Raw genomic sequence first — 17,623 nt, forward strand, 5'->3', positions numbered from 1 at the left:
ACAAACAGCTCTTGAATCATGAGCAGACCTGACTCTCGCCCCCGCTGCCCCCACTGTCACCGAGCACTGCGCACCTGCATCTGCTCGCTGGCCCAGGCGGTCGCGCATCAGGCCGAAGTGCTGATCCTCATGCATCCCATGGAAGTGCATGAAGCCAAGGGCACGGGGCATTTGCTGCATCTGTGTCTGCCGCATAGCCGGGTGATGGTGGGCGAGGAATTCGATGCCGCCGAGCTGGAAGCGGCTCTCCATGGAAGCTGGACCAGTTGGGCCGATACCGATGGTGCGCCACGCCACAGCCTGCTGCTCTACCCCGATACCGCAGAGCAGGATGCCGCCCTGGAGCTGGCTGCGGCCAGCCCCCTACCCTTGCCCTGGCCGCAGCCGCCAGAGCGCCTTCGGCTGGTGGTCATCGACGGCACCTGGCGCAAAAGCCGCAAGATGCTCTATCTCAATCCTGCTCTGCAAGCCCTGCCGCGCCTGCCCCTCCAAAATGTGGAGGACTCCGGTTACGCCATCCGCAAGGCCCATCTGCCAGGGCAGCTCTCCAGCTTCGAGGCAGCGGCCCAGGCCCTGGCACAGCTGCACAACTGGACAGCAGATGGGTCAGCCAATGCAACACTGCATGAAGTCTTCAAGCAGTTTGTGACGCAGCAACTGCAGCTGCGCCAACGCAATCAGGCGCCCCAAAGGAGCGCCTGATGTTCAGCCGTCAAACGGCTTTCGACTCAGCGGTTGTTGACCACCTGCTCAGGCACATCGGCAGGCTTGGCAGGATCAGTCACCACCAGAGCGGGGCCGCTGCGCTCGCTCTTGCCGCGCTTGCGCTCTGCTGCCCCGTCGTCGGCGCTCAGGCTGTCGCGGGTGTTTTTCTGCACGGCAATCGCACCGAACAGAGCCAGTGCAAAAGCCATGGCATAGAACCCTTTTTCGCTGAGTTGCAACGTGGCGTTGAAGAGACCTGTGCCCAGAAGCAGCACCGCGATGATCAGCGCCACCCAGCTGATGCCGTAGTAAATGCCGGTCACGGCAACGCCTTCGAGCTTGTCGCGCACGGTTTTCTGCAGCGAGATGGCCGAGTACAGGCCCAGCACCAGCACGGCAAAGTAAAAGCCTTTCTCGTTGAGCTGCATGGCTGCATTCCACAGCCCGGCCATGAAGGCTACGACACCCAGCAGCAAGGCGGCCCAGGACGCGCCGACAAAGGCGGTTGAAGGCTTGTGGCTGGTGACGGCTTGAGAGTTCATGAGCTTGTCTCGAAAGTTGTGGTGAACGGATAGTAGAAAATCCATTCTCTCAAGCCAAGAGTTTCTTCACAAGGTATCGCCAAAAGATACCCAAGGAGCTGTTTCACTCATCAGCCACTGGCTTGCCTGAACCGCCCCGGCTACGACCCCCGGCGGCAGCGGCTTCATCCCGAGCACGGCCATCTGCCGCTTCATGCGCTGCAGTTGCCCTAAGCATAGGCCTGCGTGAGCGCAACAACCGGGCGCGCAGGCGCTAATCCTCATCCTCGACTTCATCTCCATCCATGGCGGCATTGAGCTCCTCCTGGACATGGGGCGGCATGCCGTCTTCCCAGCCGTGCTCGTCGACATAGGCATAGATATCGGGTTGCTCGCCGGGCACGGCCTGCAGCATGATGGCCGGAATCTGCCATTTGGCTTCATCACCCTTGACGGCTTCGCTGGTCCAGTCATAGCCAGGATGCTTTTCATTGCCCGTGGGCGAAGCCAGATCGTTGGCCGGATCCCAGCCAATGGTGGCCGGAGCAAGATTGCCCTGTTCAAAGCGCTGGCTCAGCGCCTGCACACGGGCCCAGCCTGAGCGGTTGATGCTGGGAACCTTGTCCTGCGAAGCATAGTGCTGGAAGTAGCCCGGCTGCTGATACCAGTACAAGGCCTTGGCAACGGCCGGCTCCAGCTTGGGATGCTTGCTGATCCAGTCGGGCAACGCGCTGCCGTTGTCGTAGTTCATGGTGGTGACCACGGCCAGCCACTGAAGGGGCGTGGCAGTGGCCAGGAATTCCTTCATCAGGTCCAGATACAGGGCATCAAAGTCGTCGTCATCCATGGCTGAGACTCCTCCAGGTTGCTTACATCCGCACGATAACAAACCAGGCCTAGGCGATCAAACGAGCATCCAGCCAGCCACGCAGGCTATTGATAAAGGCCCAGCCGCTGGCATGGCTTGCCTCTTGCAGCGTCACCACCTGCTCTGTCAGCCGGCCTTGGGACAGGGCCAGTGCCCGCCCCACGCCCGGCAGCAGCCCGCATTGCAGCGGCGGGGTGACCCAGCGCCCATCGAGCTGCACGGCAATATTGCCGCGCGTGCCTTCGGTGATCTGACCGTCCTCGTTGAAAAGCACGATATCGAAAATGCCGGCGCTCTGGGGCTTGAAAGCGTCGTAATGCTGACGTACCGAGGTTTTGAAACGCACCACATCGCTATGCGCCACCGCGCTTGCAATGGGTTGATGCGCCAGCTGCAGCGCCACCGGCTGGACCGTGGGCGGCAAGGGCTCGGCCGTGATCTGCACTTCACCGGTGATCGAAAGCGCCAGCCGCACGCGCCAGTCGCCCATGGCATGAGTCTGCCTGGCCATGCGCTCCATATCGGACTCCAGCTGCATCTGCATCAAGGGATAGCGAAAATGCTGCGCAGTGATCTGCAGGCGCGCCCAATGCAAGGCCCAGTTCTGCCAGCGGCCATCCTTGAGCGCCAGGGTTTCGAGGATCTCAAGATTCGTGTTCATGCTCCAACACCTTGCTCAAGCACCTTCAGAAAAGCCTGCTTGTGTTGCCATTCCATCCATTCATCGGCCGCATTGGCGCTGGCCGTGATACCGCTGCCTACGCCGCAGCTCAGGCGCCCATTCCTGAGCACCACGGTGCGAATGGGAACATTGAAAGTTGCGTGAATACTCCCCGGCTTGGCCCCGGGTCGCACCACGCCCAGCGCACCGCAATAGACGCCACGAGGCTCGGGCTCCAGCTCGCGAATCAGGCGCATGGCCTGGCGCTTGGGCGCCCCGGTGATCGAGCCGCAAGGGAACAGCGCCCCGAATACATCCACCAGCCGCACATCCGGGCGCGTGCGTGCCACCACATCCGAGGTCATCTGCCAGACGGCCGGCAGTGCCTGGACCTGAAACAGCTGTGGCACTTTCACGCTGTGCGGCACGGCTATGCGTGACAGATCGTTGCGCAGCAAGTCCACGATCATCACGTTCTCGGCCCGCTCCTTGGCCGACTCGCGCATGGTTTGCGCGGCCTTCGCATCGGCTTCGGGGGTCCTGCCGCGCGCCGCCGTGCCCTTCATGGGGCGGGTCAGAATCCGCTCGCCGTCCCAGTCGAAAAACAACTCCGGGGACAGCGACAGCACCTGCATGTCGCCACAATCAACCAATGCTGCATAGCCTCCGGGCTGGGCCCGCTGCAGCCTTGCAAACAGCTCTTGAGCCAGGGCGGAAGTGTCGGACTCTTTCTCACCCGATAGCTCTGCAGTCAAGGGGGCCGTGTAATTGATCTGATAGCAGTCGCCCGCAGCGATGGCCGCATGAATGCGCGCCACATGGGCATCGAACTGTTCGCGGCTCAGAGCCGTCTGCCAATGTATTGCCGCAGAAGGCACGGGCGAGTTCTGCCCGCAGGCCGCCAGCGGCGCGCGATGCAGGCCGAACCAGGCCAGCGGCTGGCCAGCGGAGTTCCTATGCACGGCCTCGGCATAGGCGCGATCAAACCCGCTGGCCGCCTCATAGGCCAGCCAGCCCACGCACCACAGGCCTTGCTCGGCGGCCTGCTGCACGGCTTCCAGCACGGCAGGCACATCCTCGGGAGCATGGGCTTGCAATATGCGCTCGGGCTCGTCAAAGCCATGCTGCAAACGGGCAGCACCCGTCTGCCAGGGAGCGGTGAAATCAAGAACGGTTTTCAAGTCAGATCACCTGCAAGCACACTATCAATATGCGCCGAATGCTATCAAACTTGCTATATCCATCAGCCGGGCATTGCCGGCATAAAAAAACGCGCTGAAGGAATCCCTCAGCGCGCATCCACCAATGGGCCACCTCTGTCGGATGGCTAAGAGAGAACTCTGTTACTTTCCGCCCAGCTGCGACTGGTACTTGGCCACGGCAGCCGTGTAGGCGGGGCTGGCCAGCAGACGCTGGTATTCGGCATAAGCCTTGCGGTACTCGGTGCTGAATTCTGTTTCGACATAAGCCGCAGGCGTGGGCATATAGCCCAGACCTGCACGCTGGTACATCTCAAGGTCGGCCATCACTTCGGCACGACTTTTGCTGGCGGTTACGGAAGTTTGGGGGAGGTCTTGAGCCATGGCAACCGCGGCGCTGGCGGTCAGCACAGCTGCGGTCAACAAACGGGTGAGGGAGCGCATTTTCAATCCTTTCAACGGCGCAGCGGCGGAAAGAAGACCTGCCGCGTACTGCACGACTGAACTATGCGCCCTGCCCCCACGGGCCGTCTGTGCGTTTTCTCACGCAAAAAATCATTTCACATTGCGAAATCAATGCGCTTCTTCGAGCAGCAGCCGCAGGCCATCGACGCGGCAAAGACGCAGATTGCGCCCTTCACGTCTGAGCAGGCCCAGGCGCGTGAGCCGCGACATCTCGCGTGCGACTTCTTCGCGGCTGGTGCCTAGCATCAAGGCCAGATCGTTCTGGCGCGGAGCCGGCGACAGCAGGGCCTCGTCGTTCTCGATTCCCGCCATCTCGGCCCGCTCCAGCAACTGGGCATGCAGGCGGCCCCGCACCGTGAGGGTTCCCAGGCTGACCACACGCCGCGCCAGCACCCCGGCCAGCTCGCTGAGCCGCTGGACCACGGCCCGCATGACCAGAACATCGCTCATGATCAATGCTTCGAGCTCTGCACTGGAAAGCGATGCCACCAGGCTTTCATGCGTGGCCTGCACCTGCACGGACACATGCCTGACCAGAGGCTTGGGCGCGAAAGCACCAAAAAAGAAACCGGGCTCCAGATAACCCAGAATCATGGCCCGCCCGCTGGTGCTGTAGCTGCCGACACTGAGCTGGCCGTTGATCAGCATGTACATGCGCTCATCGGTATAGGCCCCGTGCAGCACCTGTCCCGACTCCAGCCGGTGCCAAAGGCATTGCCCCGCCAGCACGGACAGCCTCTCGTCGGAAAGCGACTCCAGCCAGCTCACGTTGCGCAGCCCCTGCCAGGCAACGGCTGACACAGGCGCTGAAACCGAGGGCTGCGGGGACTCGAGCATGGACATGAACCACCTTGTGCAAAAAGAAATGGAAGGCCGCTGAACGCAGGGCCATGCAATGCATGGCCACACAGCATAGTAAGGTGGCCGACAGCAGCCATACCCTTTTTCAACGTGGCGCTGCAGCGCAGCATCGCATAGACTCGCGGGCAAATTTGCCTGCAGGCTTTTCTGCGGGGCCCAGCCATAGACAAGACCAGGAGACATCCATGACCGCTACCGGCACGCCTTACGGCACCATCCCCCCCTCTTCGCCCCAGCCCCAGCGCCGCCCCGTCAGCCTGCCGCGCCTGGCTCAGATGCGCGCGGCCGGTGAAAAAATCACCATGCTGACGGCCTATGACGCCACTTTTGCCGCCGTGGCCGACGCGGCCGGGGTGGAGTGCATCCTGGTCGGCGACTCGCTGGGCATGGTCTGCCAGGGCCTGCACAGCACCGTGGGCGTGACGCTTCAGGATATGGCCTATCACACGGCCAGCGTCACGCGCGGCCTGCATCGCGCCCAGGCCACAGCCTGGGTGATTGCCGACATGCCCTACGGCAGCTATGCCGAAAGTCCCGAACAGGCCATGCGCAGCGCCTGCCAGCTGATGCAGGCCGGCGCCCATATGGTCAAGCTCGAAGGCGGTGGCTGGACCGCACCCACCGTGCGCTTTCTCGTCGATCGCGGCGTGCCCGTCTGCGCCCACCTGGGACTGACGCCGCAGACCGTGCATGCACTGGGCGGCTACCGCGTCCAGGGCAAGGACGAACAGGCCGCCGCTACGCTGCGCCAGCATGCGCTGGAGTTGCAGGACGCCGGGGCCGCCATGCTGGTGCTGGAGATGGTGCCCGCAGCCCTGTCCGCCCAACTGACCGAAGAGCTGCCGCTGTGCCACACCATAGGCATTGGCGCGGGCAATGGCACGGCCGGCCAGGTTCTGGTGCTGCACGACATGCTGGGCGTGAACCTGGGCAAGATGGCCAGGTTCGTGCACAACTTCATGGCCGATGCAGGCAGCGTCAAGGGCGCCATGGAAGCCTATGTGCAGGCCGTCAAGAATGGCAGCTTCCCCGACAATGCCCTGCACGCCTGGTGAGTCCGGGCTTTTGTTTTTTTTCCCCCACTGTTTGAGTCATGCAAATCGTTCACACCATCGCCGACCTGCGCGCCGCCCTGGCCGGTCGCGGCCGCCCTGCTTTTGTGCCCACCATGGGCAATCTGCACGAAGGCCATCTCTCCCTGGTGCGCCAGGCCCGCCAGCATGGCGATGTGACCGTGGCCAGCATCTTCGTGAACCGCCTGCAGTTTCTGCCTCACGAAGATTTCGACAGCTACCCGCGCACCTTCGATGCCGACTGCGCCAAGCTGGAAGCCGAGGGCTGCGACATCGTCTTCGCCCCCAGGGAGAAAGACCTCTACCCCGAGCCGCAGACCTTCAAGGTCCAGCCCGATGCGCAGCTGGCCGACATTCTGGAAGGGCACTTCCGCCCCGGCTTCTTCACCGGCGTCTGCACCGTGGTCATGAAGCTGTTCCAGGCCGTGTTTGCCACCACGGGCGGCGGCACTGCCGTTTTCGGGCAGAAGGACTATCAGCAGTTGATGGTGATCCGCCGCATGGTGCAGCAGTTCGCCCTGCCCATAGAGATCATCGGCTGCGCCACGGCACGCGCCGACAGCGGCCTGGCCCTGAGCTCGCGCAACGGCTACCTCAGCGATGAGCAGCGTGTGCAGGCCATGGCGCTGTCGCAGGCGCTCAAGGCACTGGCCGATGCCGCACGCCAGGGCGGCAATCTGGCCGATCTCGAAGCGCAGGCCATGGCCGCGCTGCGCGCCAAGGGCTGGGAGCCCGACTATCTGAGCGTGCGCCAGCGCAGCGATCTGCAGACACCTGTCGATGCGCGCAGCGGCGAGTTGGTGGCCCTGGGCGCGGCACGCCTGGGTAGCACCCGGCTCATAGACAACCTGGAGTTCTAGGCCTTCTTAGGCGCTTTGTGGCGAGGCATGTGGGCAGCGGGCGGCACACCCGCTGCGGCGCGGCCAACCCAGGATCAGGCCCTTGCCTCGTGTCTCTGATTCAGGCCCCGCCAGCGTCAGGCATCAAGACCAATGCAGAGGCGAGTAGCGCTCTCAGCACTGGTAGGAGTCCGTCGATGACCGACCGGGCAGAGGCTGCAGCTCAAGTCCCTGCCCATTGAGCCGGCAGAACAGGCCGCTGCCCATTTCCAGCTCCAGCACAAAATCGGCATCGCTGACAAAAGGCAGGGGCAGGCTGCGCAGGCGCTGACCAGCAATATGCAGCTGCGCTTGCCGGACACGGCCCACGGCGGCCAGGATTCGCGCCAAATCGGCCTCCGGCACTTTGTCAGCCTGCGCAGTTTGCTTGCATATCAATAGCATCGGCTGCCACAGGCCCTCCCCGGCCCCGGCTCGGTCACCGTCAAGCACACGGGCAGCGGAAAAGCGGATCTGCAATGCGCCGTTCTGCAGGCTGATTGCGGCGACCTCGGAATCTTCAAACTCGAAATTCATGGGCCCGAGCATAGCGCTCTGGCACCTTGGCAACAGCGGCCAGGGCCGCTGCCGCGCATACTGTCGGCTACTCCACACAAGAAGGAACGAGGAGCCAAATGAGCGAAAAACTGTATCTCGATGATCTGTACGTGGGCCAGAAGTTCGTCAGCGAAGGCTACCCGCTGGATGAGGCGCAAATCATTGCCTATGCCAGGCAGTTCGATCCCCAGGTCTTTCACCTCGACCCCGAAGCCGCCAAGCACACCTTCTTCCAGGGCCTGGCCGCCAGCGGCTGGCATACGGCCTCCATCAGCATGCTGCTGGTGACGCAAAGCATTCCCCTGGCCGACGGCGTGATCGGTGGCGGCATGGAAGAGCTGGCCTGGCCCCAGCCCACACGCCCTGGTGATGTGCTGCAGGTCGAGTCGGAAATCGTGGAGATCATTCCTTCCCAGTCCAAACCCAACCGGGCCCTGGTGCGTGTCCTCTCCCACACCAAAAACCAGCGCGGCGAGGTGCTGCAGCGCTTCAGGCCCAAGATGGTGTGCTTCAAGCGCCCGGCCTGACCCTTGCGCAGCAAAAGTCCTGGGCACTGCTTAATATCGCCCACCGGCGCTGCCTGCTATGCACAGGCGGCGCATCACTTGCTGCTGCGATATGAATCCCCATTTTTCCCTGAGCCGATGGCGCGCCGAATGGGCGTCCAGCGTGCCGCGTGAGCTGCTGGCCGGCGCCGTCGCCACGTTTGCGCTGATTCCCGAGGTCATTGCCTTTTCCTTTGTCGCGGGTGTGGACCCGGCCGTGGGGCTGTATGCCTCCTTCATCATCAGCATCGTGATTGCCGTGTTCGGCGCACGTCCGGCCATGGTCTCGGCAGCGGCCGGCTCGGTGGCCCTGGTGGCGGCTCCGCTGGTCGCATCGCATGGTCTGCCATATCTGCTGGCCGCAGGCTTGCTGGCGGGTGCCATGCAGATCGCCTTCGGCCTGTGCAAGATGGGCTCTCTGGTGCGCTTTGTCTCCAGTTCGGTGCGCACGGGTTTTGTCAACGCGCTGGCCATTCTGATCTTTTCAGCCCAGTTGCCGCATCTGCAGGGCGCCAACACCGCCACCTGGGCCATGCTGGCCCTGGGCCTGGCCCTGATCTACGGCCTGCCCTGGCTGGGACAGAGAGTGCAGCTCAAGGCACTGACCGCCATTCCCTCACCACTGATCTGCGTGCTGGTGCTGACGCTGCTCGCCAGCTTCATGGGCCTGCCCCTCAAGACCGTGGCCGATCTGGGCCATCTGCCGGACAGCCTGCCGCTGTTCGCCCTGCCCGAAATCCCCGCGAGCCTGGAGACGCTACGCATCATCGCCCTGCCAGCCCTGGCGATTGCCATGGTGGGTCTGCTGGAGTCGGTGCTCACAGCCGCCGTGGTGGACGACCTGACGGGCACGCCCAGCAACAAGAGCCGCGAATGCACGGGCCTGGGCCTGGCCAATGTCTCGGCCAGCCTGTTCGGCGGCATTGCGGGCTGCGGCATGATCGGCCAAGCCGTGGGCAACGTGAAATACGGCGGCCGCGGTCGTCTGTCCACCCTGTTTGCCGGGGTGTTTCTGCTGATTCTCATGGTCGCCCTCAAGCCCTGGGTGTCGCGGGTACCGGTGATTGCTCTGGTGGCCATCATGGTCATGGTGTCGGTTTCGACCTTCGACTGGAAGTCGCTGGGCAATCTGGTGCGCCACCCGCGTCTGTCCAGCTCGGTGATGCTGGTGACGGTGGTCATCACCATCGCCACCCACAATCTGGCCGCCGGCGTGGTGGCAGGCGTGCTGCTCTCGGGCGTGTTCTTCACCTTCAAGGTGGCCCATATGCTGCAGGTCCGGGGCAGCCTGGACGAGGCCGGCGGACTCTATACCTGGACGGTGAGCGGCCAGGTGTTTTTTGCCTCGGCCGATGCGCTGATCGAAGCCTTCGACGTGCGTGCCGCGGCCGGCAGGCAGGCCCGCATCGATGTAAGTGGCGCTCATTTCTGGGACATCACTGCCGTGGGCGCGCTGGACAAGGTGATGGAGCGCCTGCGCCAGCATGGCTGCCGCGTGGAGCTGACGGGGCTGGACGAGGCCAGTCAACGACTGATAGAACGCATCAGGGTCTAGGTTTGGCGGCTGGTGGCCGCTTATTTCAGGCTGGTCTGCGACAGGCGCTTGGCATTGGCCACGGCCTTGCGGCGAATCGGCGCCAGGCTTCTGGCCGCCACCTTGTCGGCCGCCACGGGCAGCTTCTGGCTCATGGTCCAGGGGTTGCGCATCCAGGCCAGACACAGTTGCTGCTGCACCTTGAACATTTCGGCCCCCATGGTCAGCCAGGCCTGGCTGAAGGCGACCTGCTTTTCCACCACCATGCGCGTGAACTCCTTCTGGTCGCGCGCAGAGAGCACCGGACCGCTGAGGGCCATGCGCGTGAGCCGGTGGTTGATGACCTGAGGCACGGCCATGCTGATGTCCAGCAGTTCGCTGGCAGTGCGGTGGGGGATGGCGGATTCAGGCATGTGTAACTCCTTGCATTCAGGCGTTTTATTGTGCACTGCAACATAGAAGTTTGCGCAAGCTCACCTGCGAAAGCCCTATCGCCGAATTCAGCGCCTGTGCCCAAGCAGGCTGAGTGCCTCCTGCTCCAGTGCCGCCGTCAGCCAGGGCAGGCCCGCATCGGCAGGCCGGTGCAGCGGCAGCAGCATATGCACCTGGAACGCTATCGAGAACGCCAGCGGCCGCACCACCAGCTGCGGGCCGGCGCAGGCCCGCGCAGTCAGCGGGTTGACGATGGCCAGACCCAGGCCATGCTGGACCATGGCGCAGACGGCCACGGCGCTGGCGGTCTCCAGGCTCAGCCGGCGCTGTACGCCGGCACGGGCGAACACCGCATCGATCTGGGCCCGGTAGGGGTCGTCGCGCGCCAGGCTGATGAAGGATTCGCCCTCAAAGTCCCGCTCGCTCAGCAGCGCCTTCTGCGCCAGCGCATGGCCAGCAGGCAGCACGGCTACCTCGTCCATGGCCGGCAAGGGCTGGCTGCGCGTGCCCGGCGGCGCCTCGGCCAGCTCGGACAGGCCCAGATCGAAGCGCTGGGCCGCCATCCATTCCTGCAGCAGCGGTGCCTCCTGGGTGCTCACGCTCACGGCCACGGCGCCATGACTGACCTGCAGACGCGCCAGCGCGCCCGGCAGCAAGGCGTGGCTGAGTGCCGGCAGGCACAGCACGCTGATGCTCGCGCCCTGCGGGCGCCCCAGCTCCACGGCGCGGTCGATCACGCGCTCCAGGCCCTGCCAGCTGCGCCGCACCTCGTCCCACAGCAGCAAGGCCCGCGCATTGGCGCGCAGCCGGCCCTGCACGCGCTCGAACAGTGCATAGCCCAGCAGTTGCTCCATGCGCGCCAGCTCGCGGCTGACCGTGGGCTGGGAGGTATAGAGCAGCTGCGCCGCGCCCGTGACGCTGCCGGCCGTCATAACGGCACGGAACACCTCGATATGACGGTGGGTGATGCGCTGAGAAGCTTCTGAATCAGTCATGCCCAAAGCATATCAATATTGAATGATCTTCAAAAATCAAGCTATTGGACTGAATAGATAGTCGCATGCATGATGCGCTGAACTATTCCCTTTCAAGAGACCGCCCATGGCAAACCCCTTCTCTCCCGCACAGCTCTGGAACCTGGCCGACCAGTACGGCACGCCGCTGTGGGTTTATGACGCCGCCACCATCCGCGAACGCATTGCCCAGCTCAAGGCTTTCGACACCGTGCGCTTTGCCCAGAAGGCCTGCTCCAACATTCACATCCTCAAGCTCATGCGCGAGCAAGGCGTGAAGGTGGATGCAGTCTCGCGCGGCGAAGTCCTGCGCGCGCTGGCGGCGGGCTTTACGCCCGGCTTCGGCGAACCTGCCGATATCGTCTTCACAGCCGACGTGATGGACGAGGCCACGCTGGCCACCGTGGTGGAACACCAGGTGCCTGTGAACGCGGGCTCCATCGACATGCTGCACCAGCTGGCCGCCGTGTCCAAGGGCCACCATGTCTGGCTGCGCATCAACCCCGGCTTCGGCCACGGTCACAGCAACAAGACCAACACCGGCGGCGAGCACAGCAAGCACGGCATCTGGCACAGCGAACTCGAAGCCGCACTGGACGCCATCAAGGCCGGCGGCCTGGTGCTGGCCGGCCTGCACATGCACATCGGCTCGGGCGTGGACTACGGCCATCTGCAGGAAGTCTGCGGCGCCATGGTCAAGCTGGTCGAGCGCACCAAGGCGGCGGGCGTGGACCTGCATGCGATTTCGGCCGGCGGCGGCCTGTCCATTCCCTACAAACAGGGCGATGCCACCATCGACACCAACCACTACCACGGCCTGTGGGATGCGGCGCGCAAGCAGGCAGAAGGCATCGTGGGCCACAGCCTGGGTCTGGAACTGGAACCCGGCCGCTTCCTGGTGGCCGAGTCCGGCGTGCTGCTGGGCACCGTGCGCGCCACCAAGAATGCGGGCAGCAACCACTTCGTGCTGGTCGACACCGGCTTCAACGAGCTGATGCGCCCCAGCATGTACGGCAGCTACCACGGCATGGAAGTGCTGCGCCGCGACGGCCAGAGCCTGCCCGCGCAGGACAGCGTGGTGGCCGGCCCGCTGTGCGAATCGGGCGATGTCTTCACCCAGGGCGACGGCGGCGTGGTGCTGCCGCGCGCGCTGGCCGGCGCCAGCGTGGGCGACCTGCTGGTGATTCATGACACGGGCGCCTACGGCAGCTCCATGTCCAGCAACTACAACACCCGCCCGCTGGCCGCCGAAGTGCTGGTCGATGGCGAGCAGAGCCAGCTGATTCGCCGTCGCCAGACGGTGGAGGAACTGCTGGCCCTGGAGATTGGTTTGTAACTCCCCCTGAGCCGCTTGCCTGGGCGGCCCCGCGCCTTCCCCTGGCCGGGCGCCCCTCTCCTCTCTCTACGCGCTGCGCGCTAAGGGAGGGGGACGACAGCATCGCTGGGGCAGCCCTAGCTGCGGGGCGGCGCGGCCGGCTAGGCCCTTGCTTGCTGTCTCTCTCTTGCGTCACGCCCCATGATTGAGTTCACGCCATGAATTCAATAGCAGCCAACGCTTAGTCATCAGGGGCTTCAGGCCAAAATCACCTGAAGTCTTTTCTCTCGGCACCGCGCAGTGCCCGGCAAGTTCTTCCATGTCACAGCACTCAGCCTCCTCGGTCCATCGCCATACGCTGACGGGCATCGGCTTCACGGTGCTGGCCTGCGCCTGTTTTTCGATACTCGATACGGGCTCCAAATATGCGGGCGCCGTGCTGCCGCTGCTGATGGCGTTGTGGCTGCGCTATGCGCTGCAGTCGGTGCTGACCGTGGGCTTTGGCGTAGCAAGACATGGGCTGGAGATTTTTCGCACCCAGCGCCCGGGCTTTCAGTGTCTGCGCGCCATTCTGTTTTGTCTGAGCAATGCGCTGGCCATGCTCAGCCTGCGCTATCTGCCACTGGCGGAGTTCACGGCCATCGTGGCGCTGACGCCGCTGGCCCTGACCTTGCTGGCCGCGCTCTGGCTGGGCCAGCAGGTCAGCCCCTTGCGCTGGGTGCTGGTGGCGCTGGGCTTTGCGGGCACGCTGGTCATCTTGCGGCCGGGCGGCGGCCAGTTCAGCGGCTGGGCCCTGGTCTGGCCTGCGCTGCAGCTGCTGGCCAACACCGCCTATCAGATCCTGAGCAGCCGCATGGCGGGCAAGGAGCGCCCGCTGACCACGCAGATCTACACCAGCCTGCTGGCCCTGAGCCTGAGCTGCATGGCCCTGCCCTGGTCCTGGCAGCTGCCGGACAGCGCAGCACTCTGGCTGGCCGCGATTGCCATGGGCGCAGGCAGCGCCGTCGGACACCTGATGCTGCTCAAGGCCTATGAAAAGGCCGAGCCTGCGACCATCACGCCGTTTCTCTACAGCCAGATCCCCTGCGCGCTGCTGGCAGGCTGGCTGGTCTATGGTCATATCCCCGACCAATGGGCCGTGCTGGGCATGGTCGTCATTGCGCTGTGCGGGGCGGCGAGTGCCTGGCTCAGCGTCAGAGAGGCGAAGTAGCTCGCCGGGCGCGCCTGAATCCGTCAGTCAGCACCATGGAAAACAATAGCTGCTACCGCCTGCATCCATTAACTTTCAGATAGAAAAGTATCTGAGATCCATGAATATCAAGCGCTAACAGCTATCGTTCTATAGGCTTATTCGCCGCGCGGATCGCGCACCATCAGGTGCTGCACGGCTTCGGTCACCGGCAGCTGGCCGTCCAGCAAGGCAACCACGGTTTCGGTGATGGGCATTTCCACACCGACCTGGCGTGCCCGTGCGAGCACGGTGCGGGCGCTGTACACACCCTCGGCCACATGGCCCAGCGATGTCACGGCCTGCTCCAGGCTCTTGCCTTCGGCCAGCAGCAGACCCACCTTGCGATTGCGCGAGAGATCGCCGGTGGCGGTCAGCACCAGATCGCCAAGGCCGGACAGGCCCATGAAGGTTTCGGCGCGCGCACCCAGCGCCACGCCCAGGCGCGTCATCTCGGCCAGGCCACGCGTGACCAGGGCCGCGCGCGCGTTCAGCCCCAGCTGCAGGCCGTCGCAAAGACCCGTGGCAATGGCCAGCACATTCTTGACGGCTCCGCCGACTTCCACGCCCACGATGTCCTGATTGGCATAGACGCGCATGGCCTCACCGTGAAAGGCCGACACCAGCAGCTCGCTCACGCCCTCATGGGCGCTGGCTGCCACCAAAGCCGTAGGCTGCTGGCGCGCCACCTCGGCCGCAAAGCTGGGGCCGCTGAGCGCACCGCTTTGCAGCTGCGGAGCCACCTGTTGGCAGACTTCATGCGCCATCAGCCCATAGCTGCCGGCAGGTGCGTCGGCGGCCACGGCCTCGAAGCCCTTGCACAGCCAGACCACGGGCCGGCGGCAATCCTTGAGCTGGCCCAGCCACTGGCGCAGCGCCGCCATGGGCGTGCCCAGCACGATCAGATCGGCATCCGCCACATGGGCCATCACATCTCCACTGACCACCGTGAGCGCATCCGGGAAGCGGATGCCGGGCAGATAGCGGCTGTTGGCGCGCTCGGCCTGCATGAGCTGCGCCTGTGCCGGGTCACGCGCCCAGAGTCTGACGCTGCCCTGCTCGGGATGGGTGGCCGCGCTGATGGCCATGGCTGTACCCCAGGCGCCAGCGCCGATGACAAGAATTTTCATACCTGAATTTTGATAGCGGTTTGCGCACAACCCACAAGAAAAAGAGGCCGCTAGGGCCTCTTTCTTGCCTGGCTGCCGATTCTTGCACATCGCAGGAATCAGCAATTGCCGTCAGCTTACTGGGGCAGCTGGCCTTCGGCCTGTGCTGCGGCAGCCGCTTGCTGCTGCTCGTACATGGCCTGAAAGTTGATCTCGGCCAGGTGCACGGGAGGGAAACCGGCGCGGGTCACCACGTCGGCCACGTTGCCGCGCAGATAGGGGTAGATGATCTGGGGGCAGGCAATGCCGATCACGCCGCCCATCTGGTCTTCGGGCACGTTGCGGATTTCGAAGATGCCGGCCTGCTTGGCTTCGACCAGGAACACGGTCTTGTCCTGAATCTTGGTCTGAACCGTGGCGGTCACGGCCACTTCGTAGACGCCTTCAGCCACGGGAGTGGCTTCCACACCCAGCTGGATGTCCACGCTGGGCTGCTCTTGCTCCAGCAGGATGGCGGGAGAGTTGGGCTGCTCCAGGGACAGGTCCTTCAGATACACGCGCTGGATCTGGAACACGGGGCTGTTGTCTTGTTCGGCCATGATGAGCTAGGTCTTTCAGAAAATCTTGAGAGGGAAATGAAAATGCCTGCGCAGAGGACTAGCACGCAGCTATCCTCACAGCAGGCATTTCCATGAAATAGCGCTTTGCATTATGCAGTGACAGCCAGAGGCTGCGTCGTAGCAGGCAGCACAAAGCGCAAATTCATGCCGTTTGGCGGCAGTGGCACGGCAAGTAATCAGCTTTGCAGCAGGGGCAGCAGACCGCCCTTGGCATCCAGCGCCATCAGATCGTCGCAACCGCCCACATGGGTATCGCCAATGAAGATCTGGGGTACGGTGCGGCGGCCGGTGACCTGCATCATGTGATCGCGGGCAGCGGTATCGAAATCGATGCGCACTTCCTCGATCTGATCCACGCCCTTGGACTTGAGAATCTGCTTGGCACGAATGCAATAGGGGCAGACGGCGGTGGTGTACATCTTCACGGCTTGCATGAGCAACTTCCTTGTAGTTTTTGCAATGCAGCACGCTGTGCTGCAGTCGTCAGAGTTCTCAGTTGCGGCCGAATCAGGCTTTTTCAACCGGCAGGCCGGCATCGCGCCAGGCCTTCATGCCGCCAGCCAGCGCCTGGGCCTTCTCGTAACCCAGCTTCTTGGCCACCGCTTCGGCACGCACGGCACGGGCGCCCGATGCACACACCAGCACCACGGGCAGTTGCTTGTTCTTGACGGTGGTGGGCAACTTTTCTTCCAACTGGCTCAGCGGCAGGTTCCTGGCTCCGTTGACATGGCCGGCGGCAAACTCTTCGGGCTCGCAGACGTCCAGCACCACGGCTTTTTCGCGGTTGATCAGGTGCACCGCAGCCGCTGCCGACAGCGAGCCGCCTGTGGCACCGCGCAGTGCGGGCAGCAGCAGCATCACACCCGAAGCCACGGCAATCAGGATCAAATACCAGTTATCAATGATGAATTTCACGTCATTCCTTGGGATGGCAAACCGAACGATTTTAGAGGCAGGCTTGCCGGCGGATCGCGCCAGAGGGCCACAGCCCCTGTTCTCGCAAGCCAAAACCCTCTGTTCACACGCCCTAGGCCGCAAGTGAGTGCTCTTCACAATCCCCGAAGGGCCCAACAGGAATAGCTTGGCGGCCACCGCTGGGTGCGACCGGCTTACCTTGCCTCAAGCCCGGACAAAGGCCAGCCCCTAAAATGCACGGTTTTGACTTTGTGTCATTACTGCTTTGCTACTTTGAGAGAATCCATGTACAAGCTCGTTCTGATCCGCCACGGTGAATCCACCTGGAACCTTGAAAACCGCTTCACCGGCTGGACCGATGTGGATCTGACTGCCACCGGCGTCGAACAGGCCAAGAAGGCCGGCCAACTGCTCAAGGCAGAAGGCTATGACTTCGATGTGGCCTATACCAGCGTGCTCAAGCGCGCCATCCGTACCCTGTGGCATGTGCAGGATGAAATGGACCGCACCTGGCTGCCCGTGGTGCATAGCTGGCGCCTCAACGAACGCCACTACGGCGGTCTGCAAGGTCTGAACAAGGCCGATATGGCCAAGCAGTACGGCGACGAGCAAGTGCTGGTCTGGCGCCGCAGCTACGACGTGCCGCCTCCCGCCCTGGAAGCCACCGACCCTCGCAGCGAACGCAGCGATGTGCGCTACGCCAAGCTGCAGCCCGAGCAGATCCCGCTGACCGAGTGCCTCAAGGACACGGTGGCACGCGTTGTGCCGTTCTGGGACGAGTCCATCGCACCCGCCATCAAGGCCGGCAAACGGGTGGTTGTGGCCGCACACGGCAACTCCATCCGCGCCCTGATCAAGTATCTGGACAACATCGCCGACGACCAGATCGTGGGCGTGAACGTGCCCAACGGCATTCCTCTGGTCTATGAGCTGGACGCCGACCTCAAGCCCATCCGCCACTACTACCTGGGCGACGCCGAAGCCGCAGCCAAGGCAGCAGCGGCAGTTGCGGCCCAGGGCAAGGCCTGAGAGAGACCTCTTCACCGTTCCTGTTCAGACCGCTTGCGCAGTCTGAACAGGACTGACACGGCAAAAGGCCTTGGAACCTCATGGGCCTTCCGCC

22 protein-coding genes are annotated in these 17,623 nt (G+C 63.6%); 8 read left to right on the forward strand and 14 right to left on the reverse strand.

The genetic code is table 11. From position 1 onward, the window contains the following. Positions 1-18 precede the first annotated feature (18 nt). A complete protein-coding gene (locus FSY45_RS18695; RefSeq protein WP_046462223.1) occupies positions 19-702 on the forward strand; it encodes a tRNA-uridine aminocarboxypropyltransferase in 684 nt (227 codons plus the stop codon). A gap of 26 nt (positions 703-728) precedes the next feature. Here the strand turns inward: FSY45_RS18695 and yiaA are convergent, their stop codons facing one another. From yiaA to FSY45_RS18725, 6 genes are all read right to left on the reverse strand, one after another. Next, the gene (gene yiaA, locus FSY45_RS18700) at positions 729-1,247 is read right to left on the reverse strand and encodes an inner membrane protein YiaA (protein ID WP_003065781.1); all 519 of its coding nucleotides are present in this window, start codon (positions 1,245-1,247) and stop codon (positions 729-731) included. A gap of 253 nt (positions 1,248-1,500) precedes the next feature. After that, positions 1,501-2,073, reverse strand: a complete 573-nt coding sequence (locus FSY45_RS18705; protein WP_003065778.1) for a DUF4274 domain-containing protein — start codon at positions 2,071-2,073, stop codon at positions 1,501-1,503. 49 nt (positions 2,074-2,122) lie between these two features. Continuing rightward, positions 2,123-2,755 (reverse strand): aminotransferase class IV, encoded by a 633-nt coding sequence (locus FSY45_RS18710; protein WP_003065776.1) that lies wholly within the window; start codon positions 2,753-2,755, stop codon positions 2,123-2,125. Beyond that, positions 2,752-3,936, reverse strand: a complete 1,185-nt coding sequence (gene pabB, locus FSY45_RS18715; RefSeq protein WP_046462222.1) for an aminodeoxychorismate synthase component I — start codon at positions 3,934-3,936, stop codon at positions 2,752-2,754. Before pabB ends, FSY45_RS18710 begins: the two co-directional genes overlap by 4 nt. 162 nt (positions 3,937-4,098) lie before the next feature. After that, a complete protein-coding gene (locus FSY45_RS18720) occupies positions 4,099-4,398 on the reverse strand; it encodes a DUF4148 domain-containing protein (protein WP_003065771.1) in 300 nt (99 codons plus the stop codon). A gap of 129 nt (positions 4,399-4,527) precedes the next feature. Further along, positions 4,528-5,262 carry a Crp/Fnr family transcriptional regulator gene (locus tag FSY45_RS18725; RefSeq protein ID WP_039049688.1) on the reverse strand — a complete coding sequence of 245 codons (735 nt, stop codon included), beginning with the start codon at positions 5,260-5,262 and terminating at the stop codon, positions 4,528-4,530. Positions 5,263-5,465: 203 nt separating this feature from the next. On the opposite strand from FSY45_RS18725, the gene panB reads away from it, so the two are divergent. Together panB and panC are read left to right on the forward strand one after the other, a co-directional pair. Then, positions 5,466-6,335 carry a 3-methyl-2-oxobutanoate hydroxymethyltransferase gene (gene panB, locus FSY45_RS18730; RefSeq protein WP_003065769.1) on the forward strand — a complete coding sequence of 290 codons (870 nt, stop codon included), beginning with the start codon at positions 5,466-5,468 and terminating at the stop codon, positions 6,333-6,335. Positions 6,336-6,373: 38 nt separating this feature from the next. Further along, positions 6,374-7,213 carry a pantoate--beta-alanine ligase gene (gene panC / locus FSY45_RS18735; protein ID WP_003065767.1) on the forward strand — a complete coding sequence of 280 codons (840 nt, stop codon included), beginning with the start codon at positions 6,374-6,376 and terminating at the stop codon, positions 7,211-7,213. A gap of 153 nt (positions 7,214-7,366) precedes the next feature. On the opposite strand, the gene FSY45_RS18740 is transcribed toward panC, so the two are convergent. Next, a complete protein-coding gene (locus tag FSY45_RS18740) occupies positions 7,367-7,768 on the reverse strand; it encodes a hypothetical protein (protein WP_003065765.1) in 402 nt (133 codons plus the stop codon). Positions 7,769-7,866: 98 nt separating this feature from the next. Between FSY45_RS18740 and FSY45_RS18745 the strand changes: the two genes are divergently transcribed. Then, positions 7,867-8,316, forward strand: coding sequence for a MaoC family dehydratase (locus FSY45_RS18745; RefSeq protein ID WP_012839648.1), 450 nt, complete (start codon positions 7,867-7,869; stop codon positions 8,314-8,316). Positions 8,317-8,407: 91 nt separating this feature from the next. Then, positions 8,408-9,889, forward strand: a complete 1,482-nt coding sequence (locus FSY45_RS18750) for a SulP family inorganic anion transporter (RefSeq protein WP_057093343.1) — start codon at positions 8,408-8,410, stop codon at positions 9,887-9,889. Positions 9,890-9,909: 20 nt separating this feature from the next. On the opposite strand, the gene FSY45_RS18755 is transcribed toward FSY45_RS18750, so the two are convergent. Both FSY45_RS18755 and FSY45_RS18760 read right to left on the reverse strand, forming a co-directional pair. Next, positions 9,910-10,281, reverse strand: a complete 372-nt coding sequence (locus tag FSY45_RS18755) for a polyhydroxyalkanoate granule-associated phasin (RefSeq protein WP_003066750.1) — start codon at positions 10,279-10,281, stop codon at positions 9,910-9,912. Between the two features lie 87 nt (positions 10,282-10,368). Then, a complete protein-coding gene (locus FSY45_RS18760) occupies positions 10,369-11,295 on the reverse strand; it encodes a LysR family transcriptional regulator (RefSeq protein WP_034362359.1) in 927 nt (308 codons plus the stop codon). Positions 11,296-11,401: 106 nt separating this feature from the next. Between FSY45_RS18760 and lysA the strand changes: the two genes are divergently transcribed. Then, positions 11,402-12,649: a diaminopimelate decarboxylase gene (lysA, locus tag FSY45_RS18765; protein ID WP_003066746.1), complete on the forward strand. Its 1,248-nt coding sequence runs from the start codon at positions 11,402-11,404 to the stop codon at positions 12,647-12,649. A 171-nt stretch (positions 12,650-12,820) separates the two neighbouring features. Here the strand turns inward: lysA and FSY45_RS28285 are convergent, their stop codons facing one another. Continuing rightward, positions 12,821-12,949 carry a hypothetical protein gene (locus FSY45_RS28285; RefSeq protein WP_255432092.1) on the reverse strand — a complete coding sequence of 43 codons (129 nt, stop codon included), beginning with the start codon at positions 12,947-12,949 and terminating at the stop codon, positions 12,821-12,823. On the opposite strand from FSY45_RS28285, the gene FSY45_RS18770 reads away from it, so the two are divergent. Continuing rightward, on the forward strand, positions 12,948-13,838 hold the full coding sequence (locus FSY45_RS18770) for a DMT family transporter (RefSeq protein WP_003066745.1): 891 nt from the start codon (positions 12,948-12,950) through the stop codon (positions 13,836-13,838). The two genes, FSY45_RS28285 and FSY45_RS18770, sit on opposite strands and share 2 nt — an antisense overlap. 137 nt (positions 13,839-13,975) lie before the next feature. Here the strand turns inward: FSY45_RS18770 and FSY45_RS18775 are convergent, their stop codons facing one another. From FSY45_RS18775 to FSY45_RS18790, 4 genes are all read right to left on the reverse strand, one after another. Continuing rightward, a complete protein-coding gene (locus tag FSY45_RS18775; RefSeq protein WP_003066742.1) occupies positions 13,976-14,986 on the reverse strand; it encodes an NAD(P)H-dependent glycerol-3-phosphate dehydrogenase in 1,011 nt (336 codons plus the stop codon). A 116-nt stretch (positions 14,987-15,102) separates the two neighbouring features. Continuing rightward, positions 15,103-15,564, reverse strand: a complete 462-nt coding sequence (gene secB, locus FSY45_RS18780; RefSeq protein WP_003066740.1) for a protein-export chaperone SecB — start codon at positions 15,562-15,564, stop codon at positions 15,103-15,105. A gap of 197 nt (positions 15,565-15,761) precedes the next feature. After that, the gene (grxC, locus tag FSY45_RS18785) at positions 15,762-16,019 is read right to left on the reverse strand and encodes a glutaredoxin 3 (RefSeq protein WP_003066738.1); all 258 of its coding nucleotides are present in this window, start codon (positions 16,017-16,019) and stop codon (positions 15,762-15,764) included. 73 nt (positions 16,020-16,092) lie between these two features. Continuing rightward, on the reverse strand, positions 16,093-16,500 hold the full coding sequence (locus FSY45_RS18790; protein ID WP_003066735.1) for a rhodanese-like domain-containing protein: 408 nt from the start codon (positions 16,498-16,500) through the stop codon (positions 16,093-16,095). A gap of 285 nt (positions 16,501-16,785) precedes the next feature. On the opposite strand from FSY45_RS18790, the gene gpmA reads away from it, so the two are divergent. Continuing rightward, positions 16,786-17,529, forward strand: coding sequence for a 2,3-diphosphoglycerate-dependent phosphoglycerate mutase (gene gpmA, locus FSY45_RS18795; protein ID WP_003066733.1), 744 nt, complete (start codon positions 16,786-16,788; stop codon positions 17,527-17,529). Positions 17,530-17,623 lie beyond the last annotated feature (94 nt).

The organism is Comamonas sp. Z1 (genome assembly GCF_008121555.1).
GTDB classification, from domain to species: Bacteria; Pseudomonadota; Gammaproteobacteria; order Burkholderiales; family Burkholderiaceae_C; genus Comamonas; species Comamonas thiooxydans.

Coding starts and splice junctions, on each gene's coding strand:
- FSY45_RS28285 (WP_255432092.1), bottom strand. CDS start 12,949: ATGGAAGAACTTGCCGGGCACTGCGCGGTGCCGAGAGAAAAGACTTCA.
- lysA (WP_003066746.1), top strand. CDS start 11,402: ATGGCAAACCCCTTCTCTCCCGCACAGCTCTGGAACCTGGCCGACCAG.
- grxC (WP_003066738.1), bottom strand. CDS start 16,019: ATGCAAGCCGTGAAGATGTACACCACCGCCGTCTGCCCCTATTGCATT.
- panB (WP_003065769.1), top strand. CDS start 5,466: ATGACCGCTACCGGCACGCCTTACGGCACCATCCCCCCCTCTTCGCCC.
- FSY45_RS18720 (WP_003065771.1), bottom strand. CDS start 4,398: ATGCGCTCCCTCACCCGTTTGTTGACCGCAGCTGTGCTGACCGCCAGC.
- secB (WP_003066740.1), bottom strand. CDS start 15,564: ATGGCCGAACAAGACAACAGCCCCGTGTTCCAGATCCAGCGCGTGTAT.
- FSY45_RS18725 (WP_039049688.1), bottom strand. CDS start 5,262: ATGTCCATGCTCGAGTCCCCGCAGCCCTCGGTTTCAGCGCCTGTGTCA.
- yiaA (WP_003065781.1), bottom strand. CDS start 1,247: ATGAACTCTCAAGCCGTCACCAGCCACAAGCCTTCAACCGCCTTTGTC.
- FSY45_RS18770 (WP_003066745.1), top strand. CDS start 12,948: ATGTCACAGCACTCAGCCTCCTCGGTCCATCGCCATACGCTGACGGGC.
- FSY45_RS18775 (WP_003066742.1), bottom strand. CDS start 14,986: ATGAAAATTCTTGTCATCGGCGCTGGCGCCTGGGGTACAGCCATGGCC.
- FSY45_RS18695 (WP_046462223.1), top strand. CDS start 19: ATGAGCAGACCTGACTCTCGCCCCCGCTGCCCCCACTGTCACCGAGCA.
- FSY45_RS18750 (WP_057093343.1), top strand. CDS start 8,408: ATGAATCCCCATTTTTCCCTGAGCCGATGGCGCGCCGAATGGGCGTCC.
- FSY45_RS18705 (WP_003065778.1), bottom strand. CDS start 2,073: ATGGATGACGACGACTTTGATGCCCTGTATCTGGACCTGATGAAGGAA.
- FSY45_RS18760 (WP_034362359.1), bottom strand. CDS start 11,295: ATGACTGATTCAGAAGCTTCTCAGCGCATCACCCACCGTCATATCGAG.
- FSY45_RS18710 (WP_003065776.1), bottom strand. CDS start 2,755: ATGAACACGAATCTTGAGATCCTCGAAACCCTGGCGCTCAAGGATGGC.
- FSY45_RS18755 (WP_003066750.1), bottom strand. CDS start 10,281: ATGCCTGAATCCGCCATCCCCCACCGCACTGCCAGCGAACTGCTGGAC.
- FSY45_RS18745 (WP_012839648.1), top strand. CDS start 7,867: ATGAGCGAAAAACTGTATCTCGATGATCTGTACGTGGGCCAGAAGTTC.
- gpmA (WP_003066733.1), top strand. CDS start 16,786: ATGTACAAGCTCGTTCTGATCCGCCACGGTGAATCCACCTGGAACCTT.
- FSY45_RS18740 (WP_003065765.1), bottom strand. CDS start 7,768: ATGAATTTCGAGTTTGAAGATTCCGAGGTCGCCGCAATCAGCCTGCAG.
- panC (WP_003065767.1), top strand. CDS start 6,374: ATGCAAATCGTTCACACCATCGCCGACCTGCGCGCCGCCCTGGCCGGT.